Source organism: Bacillus sp. YP1 (assembly GCF_000877815.1).
Taxonomy (GTDB): Bacteria; Bacillota; Bacilli; order Bacillales; family Bacillaceae; genus Bacillus; species Bacillus subtilis.
Genome location: NZ_CP010014.1, coordinates 3,374,945 through 3,387,053 on the forward strand (window position 1 = coordinate 3,374,945; position 12,109 = coordinate 3,387,053).

The following is a 12,109-nucleotide window of genomic DNA, read 5'->3' on the forward strand; positions in this document are numbered from 1 at the left end:
GAACTGCTAATGCCGAATGAGTTTCAAAACTAAGATTTGCCATCCGAACCAAACTACATTGTATGAAATGGAACTATACAATTTCTGTACAACTCAGAAATCATGTAAGATTGAAGTGAATTGGAGAGAGTTGAAGTTTCACCCAGGAGACATATGGCGAGGGCCTTCCCTTTAAGTGCACAAAAAAACCAGTGTGCATCGAAAGGCAATCGACACATACTGGTTTGGAGTTCTTTAATTAATTTGATCCTTCATTTGTTTGTAACGCTGATATTCTTTTATCGCCTCTTCTACCTTCCCGTTTTTGTTGAATAGCTGCAGCTTGTATTGCATAATTTTATGATCGCATGGCTCAATTTTCTCGGCTTGCAGGCAAATGTCCATCGCTTGATGATCGTTCATTTCATGAATATGATAATCGATCAGTTCATAGGCCTTTCCGAGCCAAAGCTGGGAAAGACGCGTCTTTTCCGGTTCTGCCCAAAGATAACCGTGCTCCATTAGGTAATGATTTTGATAGGACATGAAAATATCCATGTGCAGATGTAATGTAGCCGTATTGAGCGGCGGCGCCCCTTTTAGTGATTTTTCCCATTCGACAACATCGATTTTTGCGCCTGAAAGCCGAAGAATATACCCAGTATCAGTCTTCTCGATAGTTTGGCTGAAAGGGATCTGGCTGAATAACTTTCGTATTTGGTAAATGGTGGAGTAAAGTTGGGTGCTTGCTTTTGAAACATCGTAATGAGGCCAAAAAAGATCGATTAGCATGTCTTTACTGACCACATGGCCTTGATTGTGAAGCAAAAATAAGTATATTTCACGTGCTTTCGACGTTCTCCACTTGACTGGAATGCTTGTTTTGACATCCTTTAAGGTTTGATGAAACTGCAAGCTCCCAAAGCATTGGATGGAAAAATGCGCCTCGGTATTTTCTGCATTTTGTCTGAGCATATTATTCGTTTTGATTCGTTCAACAGTTGTCTCAAGCCGCTTGTATATGACAGGCTTCAGCAAATAATCAATGGCATTCAGCTCAAACGCTTTGATAGCAAACTCATTATAAGCCGTGATGAAAACGACTTGGATGTTTTCATTCATCGATTGAATCGCCTCAGCAAGCTCAATGCCGTTTACCCCCGGCATTTCAATATCAAGAAACACCGCATCTACAGCAGGAGTCTCAGGATGCTCTAAGGCTTCAACTGGATCTTGATACGCCATAATAGATTGAAAGGCGTTTGTTCGTTCAAGCATTTTCTTAAAATGAAGCAATGCCAAGTGCTCATCATCAACAATTAACGCTTTCACAAAACATCCCACCCTATATGTAAAATCGAGATATCAGTAAATAACTTCTATTATATCATGACAAATAACCCCTTTATCTGGATTCTTTTTCTTTCTATTGTAGTTTTTGAAATTTTGCACTTACAATATTTATAAAAAGGTAGGAATTTAGAATGAGCCTGCTTGAATAAAGGAGCTATAATATGAAAGAAAAATTCATCTTTACTTCAATTATTTTCGGTTACGCTGCATTTTTTATGGTTTTCATTGCCATTGACCATTTTTCCGGAACAACGCTTCCTGCGGCAAGGCAGGGGGTCATGAACCTGGAGAAGTGGGATTTTCAAAAGGATGGGAATGTACAGCTGAACGGAGAATGGACATTGTATCCAAATCAGATTCTGTCACCAAAAGAGATCGCCTCAGCAAAAGGAAAAGATCCTCTCTTCGTTGATGTCCCCAGCAATGTGAAGCTAGCCAAGCAGGGTATCAATGTGGATTACGGAACGTATAAGCTGACCATCAGATCAAAGCAAGACAATCAGGTTTTTGGGATCAGCACGTCGTTTATATACAGTGCCAATCGCATCTATTTTAATGGACAATTCATTGGCCAAAGCGGCAACCCTTCAAATAAACCTGATTTTGCGGCACAAAACCGCCCATATACGAGCTTTTTTACGCTTCACAAGGGTGACAATGAACTTGTCGTACAATTTTCGAACTTCGGAAAAACGCCGGGATGGGGAATCGCAAAGCCAATTACTTTTGGCACCCAGGAGCAAATAGTGCGGGAAAATAAAATTTCCTTTCTTAATGATACAATCATGATTACAGCTTTTTTCATTACCGGATTATATTTTCTGGGCTTTTTCCTGCAAAGAAAAAAAGATAAACATTTATTGTTTTTTTCTGTTATGTGTCTTCTGTTTTCGTTCATTATTCTGATGATCGGAAAAGAGCGGATTATATTTCTCCTCTTTCCGTCAATTTCATTTTCACTGCTAAATTCATTGAGGGCAATCTCTACAGTGCTCGTCAGCATTGCGGTTTTTCTCTATCTCTTTTTTGCTTACAGAGAGATTGTTTCAAAGCGTTTTATTCGCATTGCCACTGTTTCTTCCGGGCTGGTCTTAGTCACAGATTTTTTAACCGTGGGTTTTATCGGCCATACCTCGTACATCTTACATTCTGTGCTAGCCGTCTCGACTCTGGTTTATATTACATATATTTTTACGATTGCTGCGATCCGCAAAATGGAAGGAAGTCTGTATCTTACTATTGCATCTATATCAATGAGTGCTTTTGTCATTTTAACCACCATTTCAGCTTATAGCGGCAAAACGGCTTTTTCCTTTAATTCGATTTATTCACTGCCAACAGTTATCGCTTTACTTGCGATCGTTCTACTGATGGCGCAGCAATTTGCCGGAGCATTCCGTGAAAATGAAGTGCTGTCGTGGAAATTGCTCAGAATTGACCGGCTAAAGGATGAATTTATCGCCAAAACATCACATGAATTCAAAACACCGCTGAACAGCATCATTAATATATGCCAGACCCTGCTGGCCGGCAAAGGAAAAAGAACGATAGAAGAAGAGAAAGAAAATATGCAGCTCGTCATCCGCATGGGCTACAGGCTGTCCAATCTGGTAAATGACATTCTAGATTTAGAAAAAATAAAGCAGGGCATGCTTCAAATCCACCCGGTTCCTGTTGATATTTATACTTTAGTTTGTTCGGAAATGAATTTCTACAATCTTTTATCGAGACATAAAAACTTGAATATGATGAACCATATCCCTGACGATCTTCCTTTAGTGCTCGCAGATGAAAACCGCTTCCGCCAAATATTAACCAATTTAGTAGACAATGCAATCAAATATACAACAGAGGGCCAAATCATACTTTCTGCTTCAAGACTGAACGACAACATGATCAAAGTGACAGTAGCGGATACAGGAAGCGGCATTTCAGAAGCCGATCGCCAAACCATCTTTGAGTCTTTTCAGCAAGCCGAAAAGAATAAAGACGATGGTGCCGGTCTTGGCCTCAGCATTGTCAAACAGCTGGTTCAGCTCCATAACGGAGACATTTGGGTCGAATCGGAAGAAGGAAAAGGTTCGGCATTCCATTTCACCTTGCCGATCGCCCAAAATGAATCTGTCTCTGAAACAAAGAAACGTCTTCCTGAATTACAATCCGAGAGAGATCTATCAGATATCTCATTTAGCACGCCTTATTACTCTGAGCATATTGACGCTCCAACCATCCTGATTGTCGATGATAACATTGACAGTTTAAAAATTTTGAGCGATATGCTTGAAGGTGTGCCCTACAATGTGATTGCTGTGAAGAACGGAAAGGAAGCATTAGAAATCATCTCTTGCACGAAGCTTGATTTGGTTATTTTGGACTTGATGATGCCGGATATGACTGGTTTCGAAGTCTGTATGAAAATTCGCGAACGATTCAGCATGGTTGATCTTCCGGTTCTGATCATTACAGCTGCCATTATCGGCCATGACAAATACAAGGCTTTTCATGCCGGAGCGAATGACATTTTGCAAAAACCCTATCATTACTCTGAATTTATGGCGCGTATTCAAAACCTGATCATGATGAAACATACAGCAAATCAAGCCACTAGAATGGAAATGGCATTTCTCCAATCGCAAATCAAGCCTCATTTTCTTTATAATGTATTAAACACGATTATTTCTCTCACTCATTTGGATATTGAAAAGGCCCGAGAGGTAACAGAGGAATTTACTAACTATTTAAGAATGAGTTTTGACTTTCAAAATACATCAGCCATCAGTTCCTTCAGACATGAGCTTTCGATTATCAATTCCTATCTTTCTATAGAAAAGACGCGATTCGGTAATCGGCTTGAGGTTCTTTTCGATATAGATGAAGACATTGACTTTATCCTTCCGCCTTTAATGATTCAGCCCTTGGTGGAAAATGCCGTTCTTCACGGTGTCAGTAAGAAAAGAGGCGGAGGATGGATCAAACTGACAGCTAAAAAACAAAGCAAAAATGAGTATTACATCAATGTAGAGGATAACGGTGCCGGGATGACTCCTGAAAAACAAAAGGACCTCTTATCTGCGGATTTCGATCGCAGCGTCGGATTGAAAAATATCAATCAGCGGCTGAAACATTTTTGCGGAAGCGAGTTGATGATCAGCAGCATTCCGGATGCAGGCACCTCTGTCTCAATGCTCATTCATCTCGCTGAAACAACAGGAAGCCCTAGGACACAGAACGAACCTAAACGAAAATTGAGATAAAAAAAGACGCCGTTTCTAACGGCATCTTTTTTATTCCGGCGACTTTGCTTGCTGCTTCAGCAGGTCTCTGATTTCTTTCAGCAGCTCCTCCTGCGCATCCACCGCTTCCTCCGCAGCCTCTTCTTCTTCTGCTTCTTTTTTGCGCCTTAACCCATTCAAAGTCCGAATGACGATAAAAATGGAGAACGATATAATTAAGAAGTTCACAATCGTCTGTATAAAGCTTCCATACTTCACTACAGCATCGCCAAACGTAAACGACAGGCCTGAAAAGTCAAGCCCTCCCAGCAGCAAACCGACCAAAGGCATAATGATATCATTTACTAGAGATGTGACGATCTTTCCGAAAGCACCGCCTATCACAACACCAATCGCAAGGTCTACGATATTCCCCCGCATGGCAAAGGCTTTAAATTCATTCCACATACAATCACCTGCTTTTCTATATTTGTAAAGAAAAAAAGACAAATGTGCCGCTGGCCATCTGCCTTTTTTCAATTATTCTCCGAGGGCAAAAGTCAGTTCTACTTCGCAAACGACTTCGCCATCAACTGTGGCAACGCCTTTTCCGCGCCCGATTGTGCCGCGGGCACGAATGATTTCAACCTCAAGGTGAAGCTGGTCACCAGGCTTGACTTGTTTTTTAAAGCGGCAGTTATCAATGCCTGCAAAAAAAGCCAGTCTGCCGCGGTTTTCTTCTTTAATCAACATCGCAACAGCTCCGACTTGAGCGAGTGCTTCTACGATTAATACGCCGGGCATAACCGGGTACTGAGGAAAATGTCCGTTAAAGAACTCTTCATTAGCGGTTACATTTTTATAGCCTTTTGCCCGTTTGCCCTCTTCAACTTCCGTAATCCGATCCACAAGCAAAAACGGATAACGGTGAGGAATAATTTCTTTAATTTGCTGAGTATCAAGCATTGTCTTGACATCTCCTTCATCTGCATTAGTATGTATAGCAATCATCAAAGATCCAATCTGTACATTTGAAAAGTATATTATGAATTAATCTCTTTTTCAACCGCGCTAAAATGTAACCAACTGTCAATGAGAGCCGTCAAAAGTTATGATATGATAATTATAGATTTTACCAATAGCAAAGAGGTAGGAAAATGATTTCGAAGTTTATTGAAAAAAGAATGCTAAACATGTTAGACGAGTGGTATTCCGCAATGAGCAAACGCAAAATGAATCACGTTTGCACACTGAAAGAGAAAATTGACCAGCACCTTCCGAAGATCAAAAAAAACACAAAACTTTGGATGCGTTATCAATTGTTTCAGGCCCGCCATCAGCTGCTTTTTGAAAACCAGAACGGACTCGATTCATTGTTCGATGACCTATATGGCCTGGAAGACAAAATGGATGATGAATTGAAATATTATCTGTATTTTTTCTCTGGGTTATACGAGATGGTAAAAACAGCTCCGAAACATGCAGTACATCATTTTAAAAAAGCTGAACAGTACCTGGCCGCCATTCAAAATACGTTTGAAGCCGCTGATTTATATTATCAAACCGCCGGCGCCTATTACTTGATGAAATCACCGCCGCTTTCCATCCAATACGTCAAAAAAGCATTACACATCTATTTGCACCAATTCGGCTATATCAAAAAGGTAATCACCTGTAAACTTTTGCTCGCCGTGAATTATATTGATCAAGAACGCTATGAAAAAGCTGAACAGCTTTTCAAAGAAATCATTAAGAAAACCCAGCAACTACATGACGAAAACCTGCTATGCCACGCTTATTATAACCTTGGCTTTTTAAAAGCGACCGAGAAAAAAGACCAGGAAGCGCTTCTTTACTTTAGAAAAGTATTAAAGAATCAAGAATTTGAAATGAATTCACCAGTCTCATATCTTCATTGTGTGTACGAGTCTGTCAGAGCGCTTTTTAAAACAGGGAACATCACAGAAGCTAAAGCCGTCCTTCATAAAGGAAAAGAATTATCTGAAAAGGTAGACATTCAAACCATTTATTTAAAATTAAAAACGCTTGAAGCCCTCTACACATCAGCCGAAGACCCTTATGAGCAGCTGCTCGAATATGTGCTTGAATTAGAAAAAATCGAGGCGTGGGTGGATTTAGAAGTGCTGTTAGAAGATATTACGGAATACTACAAAAAAAAGGACGATTTCGAAAAAGCCGCTTTTTTTATCATGCGCGGCTGATTGAAAAACGCCCATTTTCTTATTATCTGACTGAATTGATTAAACCGAGCATTTGATCTCCCATTGTGATCGTTCTGCTGTTCAGCTGATATGAACGCTGGGACGTGATCAAATCTGTCATTTGTTCTGAAATATCGACATTGGACATCTCAAGTGAGCCCTGCTGCATGCCGATGTTTTGTCTATTAGCGCCGTTCAGCTCTTCAAAAGCTGCCGCATTATCAATAGAGAAAAGGTTATTCCCTTCTGATTTCAGCTCTTGAGGGTTATTCACTTGGACAACGCCAAGATTAAACCGCTGAACCGCGTTTCCGTCAGATGCGGTTAAGGTGCCGTTCTTATTGATGGTGATATTCTTCATTGAGCTGTCGATGTTCACTGTATTGCCGTTCTCATCAAGTACGGGATACCCATTTCCAGTGACGAGCTGCAGCTGGTTGGCATTCGCAGCGGACGGCGTTACATACAGCGCCCCGTCCCTCGTATACTGGCGGTTTCCATTTACATTTACCTGAAGATACTGGTATGGAGACGTAAATGCGATATCCAGATCGCGATCGGTCTTCTGAATGCTTCCTTGATCAGAGACCAGGCGTGAATTCATCATCGCTCCGACGCCAAGGCGCAAGCCGGGCGGCGTTTTTCGGGCTTTTGCCACTTCCTCGTTTTTTTCATCAACCTGATCGAATTGCTGTCTGACAAGCTCAGAAAAATTCGTATCTTTTGCCTTATAGCCGGTTGTGTTGCTGTTTGAAAGGTTGCTGCTGATTGTGTCAATCTGCTGCTGCAGCTGGTTTAAGGTTGTTGATGCCGTTAGCATTGACCTGAGCATAGTTGATGTCCCCCGTTTTTTCTTCCGTTATCTTAAATTTTTCCAATTTCATTTGCTGCTTTATCCATACTTTTATCGTAAGCCTGAATAACCTTCTGATTCGCCTCAAACGATCTGTACGCTTCAGTCATTTCTGTATAGGCGCTTGTCACATCCACGTTTGAAAGCTCTGAGACGCCTTGTTTTAATGAATAGGCTACCTGATTATTTCCGGCTGCGCTTGGCAGATCATTACCGTCCGCCGTGCTGTACAAATCATTTCCGTCCCGTTTGAGATTGCGGACATCTTCCGCCATTCTGACATCAATCTGGCCGGCTGTGCGTCCGTTCGTTGTCACAGTACCGTTTTCAGACACAGTGAAATTCTCATTATCAACAGTGATTGGCTGGCGATCCGTCGATAAAATAGGGCGTCCGTTGATCGTCAGCTGATTGTTTTCATTTAGTGAAAATGTGCTGCTTTTTGAATAACGGATTCCATCCGCTGTTTGAACCGGATAAAAAAGAGCAGCTTTTTCATTGGTTTCCGCATTCATCGGAACTTGATTTTCGATCAATGCAATGTCTGTAGGCTGGTCTGTGGACTTCAGGCTTCCCTGTGTAAAGAGAGGCTTGAGCTCCTGCATATATACTCCGGTATTCACGGAACCGATTTCCGTCCTTGATGTCCCGGCCGGAGATTTTGATTCTATTCTGCTGAGCAGCATCTCAGGGAACGCGCGCATAGAGCCTTGATCAGCTTTATATCCTGATGTATTTGCGTTAGCAATATTATTTGAAAGCATTTCCGTTCTTCGCTGCTGGGCAATCATTGCGGATGTTGCTGTATATAATCCTTTTAACAAATTTCCCACCTCTAAAAATGGCATTTTTTCCAGTTGTCATATAGGAACGTTCGTTCTATAATAAAAACTCAGTATTTTATCCTATTATCGTCATTTAACATCTTTTCGTGAAGGCTTTTTCATAAAAAAACCTCATTCTTTTTCAGAATGAGGTTTGTGAAATCAGCTTAGTTTGCGTTTAGGAAGCTTGTCCATATTATCAAGCATGACACCTGTGCCGATGGCTACGCAATCCATAGGATTTTCAGCAACGAGGACCGGTACCTTCAGCTCTTCAGCAAGCAGCTGGTCAAGGCCGTTTAAGAGCGCGCCTCCGCCGGTAATAATAACGCCGCGGTCAATAATATCAGCAGAAAGTTCAGGCGGTGTTCTTTCGAGCACTTGTTTCGCAGCCTGAACAATAACAGCGACAGATTCACGAAGGGCTTCTTCAACTTCTTTACTGTTTACTGTAATTGTTCTTGGAAGACCGGAAACCATGTCCCGTCCGCGAATGGAAATTTCCTCGTGACGTGCGTCTGGGAAAACAGTTGCGACTTTAATCTTAATATCCTCCGCAGTACGTTCGCCGATCAGCAGCTTGTACTCGCGTTTGATATAATTTAAGATTTCCATGTCAAACTTGTCCCCAGCCATTTTAATAGAAGAGGAGGTGACAATATCGCCCATTGAAATAACCGCGATATCCGTCGTCCCGCCTCCGATGTCTACAACCATGTTACCGCTTGGCTGGAATATTTCCATACCCGCGCCGATAGCGGCAACTTTAGGTTCTTCTTCAAGGTACACATGTTTCCCGCCGCTTTTTTCTGCAGCTTCTTTAATTGCTTTTTGCTCAACGGATGTAATATTCGTCGGGCAGCAAATGAGCATGCGCGGCTTTGAGAACAGGCCTTTTACATTCAGCTTGTTAATAAAATGTTTCAGCATTGCTTCTGTTACTTCAAAGTCAGCAATAACTCCGTCTTTCAGCGGGCGAATCGCAACAATATTCCCAGGTGTACGTCCAACCATTCGTCTTGCCTCTTCGCCAACCGCCAGCACTTTGCCGCTGTTTTTATCAAGTGCAACAACGGAAGGTTCATTCAGAACAATTCCTTTACCTTTAACATGGATCAGTACATTTGCAGTACCGAGGTCAATACCAATATCCCTTGCAAACATCTATTTATATCCTCCTTGAAAATCTGTTTCACAGTAAATATCCACATTGTGCCCTAATTATATATATTATCATAAAATATAGAAAAAAAGTTGGAAGCACAATAAGTTCTTTACAAATTTTTGCGGATGTTTTATGAACGATTTCAAGAAGGCAATGCCAGGTGATTACGATTGCTGAACAGGCTCTCCTTCGAGAATTTCATCTTTTTTATATTTGAGCTTTGTCGCTTCTCCTCCTCTTAAATGCCTGATGGATTTATGATAATCGAGTATTTCTTTCACTTCGTTTGCCAAGTCGGGGTTAATTTCAGGCAGACGCTCTGTTAAATCCTTGTGTACTGTACTTTTGGAAACACCAAATTCCTTCGCAATGACACGAACGGTTTTCTTTGTCTCCACGATGTACTTCCCTATCTTGATTGTTCGCTCTTTGATGTAATCGTGCACACCACTCGACCTCCCTAAAATGGATGTGAGAAGTGTGAAATGAGATCCGTATTCTGTAAAGAGTCGTTCATTATGCCGCTTCTTCGTTGTATGGTTTTAAAAGTAAGTTTGTGAAATATGCCCACGATCCCTCACCTCAAACACTCTCTTTGTTAGGTTTGTAACAGTGTATTAGCATTCTTTTGGGAATATGCTAAAAACTCAATAAGGACAAGGGGTGAAACGAACTTTTTCAGATTCAGCAAACTATTTCGCGTCACTAAATTTTCATCTTTACAACTATTGATCGCTCCTGTAAAATGAAATAAGCAATTAGTTACTTAGGTAAGTTTTTTAGAAGGAGACCGACATGTCCTACGTCAACAGACACCTCATTCATCAAATCAACCAAAGCGCCCGCCTGATTGCCAAGAAAGCCAATGAACAGCTAGAGCCATTCGGCCTTTATTCATCTCAATGGTCAGTTTTATATTGTTTGCGTACGATCGGACCAATGACTCAAAAAGAGATTTGGTCCTATTTAAATGTGGAAGCGCCGACTGTGACTCGGACGATCAAACGCCTGGAGGAGAACGGCTGGGTTCAGAGACGGCAAGGTGAAGACAAACGGGAAAAACTTGTTGTCCTCACAAAAGAAGCCGAGAAAAAATACGAAGAAATCAATGTGAAAATGCTGAAATTCGAGGAAGAGCTGCTTGCAGATTTCCGGGATGAAGATAAAGAAGCTTTTTCTCATTTATTCCGCATGTTTTTACAACAATGAAAATAAGGAAGTGACATACATTTGAAAAAAACGGATGCGATATGGACCAAGGATTTTATTATGGTCCTGCTTGTCAATTTATTTGTGTTTGTGTTCTTTTATACATTTTTAACTGTATTGCCGATCTATACGCTGCAAGAGCTTGGCGGCACAGAATCACAAGGCGGGCTTTTAATCAGCCTGTTCCTTCTGTCTGCGATCATTACACGGCCTTTCTCCGGAGCCATCGTTGAGCGTTTCGGGAAGAAAAGAATGGCGATTGTATCAATGGCGCTCTTCGCCCTATCATCTTTTCTGTATATGCCGATTCATAACTTTTCCCTGCTGCTCGGATTGCGGTTCTTCCAAGGGATTTGGTTCAGCATTTTAACGACTGTTACAGGTGCAATTGCCGCTGATATTATTCCAGCCAAACGGCGCGGTGAAGGGCTTGGATACTTTGCCATGTCTATGAACCTCGCTATGGCGATCGGGCCTTTCCTTGGCCTGAATTTGATGAGAGTGGTAAGCTTTCCTGTATTCTTTACAGCCTTTGCGCTGTTTATGGTTGCGGGCTTACTTGTTTCGTTCTTGATAAAAGTGCCGCAAAGTAAGGACAGCGGCACGACTGTATTCCGTTTTGCGTTCTCGGATATGTTTGAAAAGGGCGCACTCAAAATTGCGACGGTCGGTTTGTTTATTTCTTTCTGTTATTCAACAGTCACATCATATCTGTCTGTATTCGCCAAATCAGTTGACCTTTCGGATATCAGCGGATATTTCTTTGTTTGCTTTGCGGTGACAATGATGATTGCGCGCCCGTTCACAGGGAAATTGTTCGACAAAGTCGGACCGGGCATTGTCATTTACCCATCAATCCTGATTTTCTCTGTTGGACTCTGCATGCTGTCCTTCACACATAGCGGCTTAATGCTTCTGCTTTCAGGGGCGGTTATCGGTCTTGGCTACGGATCAATCGTTCCTTGCATGCAAACATTGGCGATACAGAAATCTCCGGCTCACCGCTCCGGTTTTGCAACGGCAACGTTCTTTACCTTCTTTGACAGCGGAATTGCTGTAGGATCGTATGTATTCGGATTGTTTGTAGCATCTGCCGGCTTCTCTGCCATTTATTTAACAGCGGGGCTGTTCGTTTTAATTGCTCTGCTTCTCTATACGTGGAGCCAGAAAAAACCTGCAGAGGCTGAAGGAAAAGTGTCTATTGCAGAATAAATTTCAGGCTGCCGGGAAATCCCGGCAGTCTTTTTTACATATAAAAAACGGCGCTCTCTAAGAGAACGCCGCTTATAGCA

General features: G+C 41.7%; 12 protein-coding genes and 1 pseudogene. 5 read left to right on the plus strand and 8 right to left on the minus strand.

All coding sequences use genetic code 11. The annotated features are described in order from the left end of the window. Window positions 1-234: 234 nt before the first annotated feature. A complete protein-coding gene (locus tag QF06_RS16575; RefSeq protein ID WP_015384861.1) occupies window positions 235-1,311 on the minus strand; it encodes a response regulator in 1,077 nt (358 codons plus the stop codon). 806 nt (window positions 1,312-2,117) lie between these two features. On the opposite strand from QF06_RS16575, the pseudogene QF06_RS22175 reads away from it, so the two are divergent. Continuing rightward, a pseudogene (locus QF06_RS22175) lies at window positions 2,118-3,383 on the plus strand (sensor histidine kinase); the annotation flags it as partial. A 225-nt stretch (window positions 3,384-3,608) separates the two neighbouring features. After that, window positions 3,609-4,586: a histidine kinase gene (locus tag QF06_RS22180; RefSeq protein WP_231573541.1), complete on the plus strand. Its 978-nt coding sequence runs from the start codon at window positions 3,609-3,611 to the stop codon at window positions 4,584-4,586. 30 nt (window positions 4,587-4,616) lie between these two features. Here QF06_RS22180 and mscL read toward each other — a convergent pair whose 3' ends face one another. Further along, a complete protein-coding gene (gene mscL / locus QF06_RS16585; RefSeq protein ID WP_072173813.1) occupies window positions 4,617-5,012 on the minus strand; it encodes a large conductance mechanosensitive channel protein MscL in 396 nt (131 codons plus the stop codon). A 72-nt stretch (window positions 5,013-5,084) separates the two neighbouring features. Beyond that, window positions 5,085-5,510 (minus strand): 3-hydroxyacyl-ACP dehydratase FabZ, encoded by a 426-nt coding sequence (gene fabZ, locus QF06_RS16590; RefSeq protein ID WP_003221796.1) that lies wholly within the window; start codon window positions 5,508-5,510, stop codon window positions 5,085-5,087. A gap of 191 nt (window positions 5,511-5,701) precedes the next feature. Here fabZ and rapD point away from each other — a divergent pair, with 191 nt between their 5' ends. Further along, window positions 5,702-6,766, plus strand: coding sequence for an aspartate phosphatase RapD (rapD, locus tag QF06_RS16595; RefSeq protein ID WP_021480787.1), 1,065 nt, complete (start codon window positions 5,702-5,704; stop codon window positions 6,764-6,766). 22 nt (window positions 6,767-6,788) lie between these two features. Here rapD and flhP read toward each other — a convergent pair whose 3' ends face one another. The 5 genes from flhP to QF06_RS21530 all read right to left on the minus strand — a co-directional run bounded on the left by flhP (window position 6,789) and on the right by QF06_RS21530 (window position 10,179). Beyond that, the gene (flhP, locus tag QF06_RS16600) at window positions 6,789-7,598 is read right to left on the minus strand and encodes a flagellar hook-basal body complex protein FlhP (protein WP_014478212.1); all 810 of its coding nucleotides are present in this window, start codon (window positions 7,596-7,598) and stop codon (window positions 6,789-6,791) included. A gap of 32 nt (window positions 7,599-7,630) precedes the next feature. Continuing rightward, a complete protein-coding gene (flhO, locus tag QF06_RS16605) occupies window positions 7,631-8,443 on the minus strand; it encodes a flagellar hook-basal body complex protein FlhO (RefSeq protein WP_032727034.1) in 813 nt (270 codons plus the stop codon). A 162-nt stretch (window positions 8,444-8,605) separates the two neighbouring features. Beyond that, the gene (gene mbl, locus QF06_RS16610) at window positions 8,606-9,607 is read right to left on the minus strand and encodes a cell shape-determining protein Mbl (RefSeq protein WP_003227776.1); all 1,002 of its coding nucleotides are present in this window, start codon (window positions 9,605-9,607) and stop codon (window positions 8,606-8,608) included. A gap of 165 nt (window positions 9,608-9,772) precedes the next feature. Further along, entirely contained in the window at window positions 9,773-10,054 is a 282-nt protein-coding gene (spoIIID, locus tag QF06_RS16615) for a sporulation transcriptional regulator SpoIIID (RefSeq protein WP_003221804.1), read from the minus strand. A gap of 14 nt (window positions 10,055-10,068) precedes the next feature. Next, window positions 10,069-10,179 (minus strand): protein usd, encoded by a 111-nt coding sequence (locus tag QF06_RS21530; RefSeq protein ID WP_010886628.1) that lies wholly within the window; start codon window positions 10,177-10,179, stop codon window positions 10,069-10,071. Window positions 10,180-10,403: 224 nt separating this feature from the next. On the opposite strand from QF06_RS21530, the gene QF06_RS16620 reads away from it, so the two are divergent. Together QF06_RS16620 and QF06_RS16625 are read left to right on the plus strand one after the other, a co-directional pair. Then, window positions 10,404-10,817 carry a MarR family winged helix-turn-helix transcriptional regulator gene (locus QF06_RS16620; protein ID WP_003227771.1) on the plus strand — a complete coding sequence of 138 codons (414 nt, stop codon included), beginning with the start codon at window positions 10,404-10,406 and terminating at the stop codon, window positions 10,815-10,817. A gap of 21 nt (window positions 10,818-10,838) precedes the next feature. Continuing rightward, entirely contained in the window at window positions 10,839-12,029 is a 1,191-nt protein-coding gene (locus QF06_RS16625; RefSeq protein ID WP_021480789.1) for an MFS transporter, read from the plus strand. Window positions 12,030-12,109: the final 80 nt, after the last annotated feature.

What these genes read in the sequence shown, in the direction of transcription:
- mbl (WP_003227776.1), bottom strand. Translation starts at nt 9,607, where the DNA reads ATGTTTGCAAGGGATATTGGTATTGACCTCGGTACTGCAAATGTACTG.
- QF06_RS16620 (WP_003227771.1), top strand. Translation starts at nt 10,404, where the DNA reads ATGTCCTACGTCAACAGACACCTCATTCATCAAATCAACCAAAGCGCC.
- rapD (WP_021480787.1), top strand. Translation starts at nt 5,702, where the DNA reads ATGATTTCGAAGTTTATTGAAAAAAGAATGCTAAACATGTTAGACGAG.
- QF06_RS22180 (WP_231573541.1), top strand. Translation starts at nt 3,609, where the DNA reads ATGCTTGAAGGTGTGCCCTACAATGTGATTGCTGTGAAGAACGGAAAG.
- fabZ (WP_003221796.1), bottom strand. Translation starts at nt 5,510, where the DNA reads ATGCTTGATACTCAGCAAATTAAAGAAATTATTCCTCACCGTTATCCG.
- mscL (WP_072173813.1), bottom strand. Translation starts at nt 5,012, where the DNA reads ATGTGGAATGAATTTAAAGCCTTTGCCATGCGGGGGAATATCGTAGAC.
- flhP (WP_014478212.1), bottom strand. Translation starts at nt 7,598, where the DNA reads ATGCTCAGGTCAATGCTAACGGCATCAACAACCTTAAACCAGCTGCAG.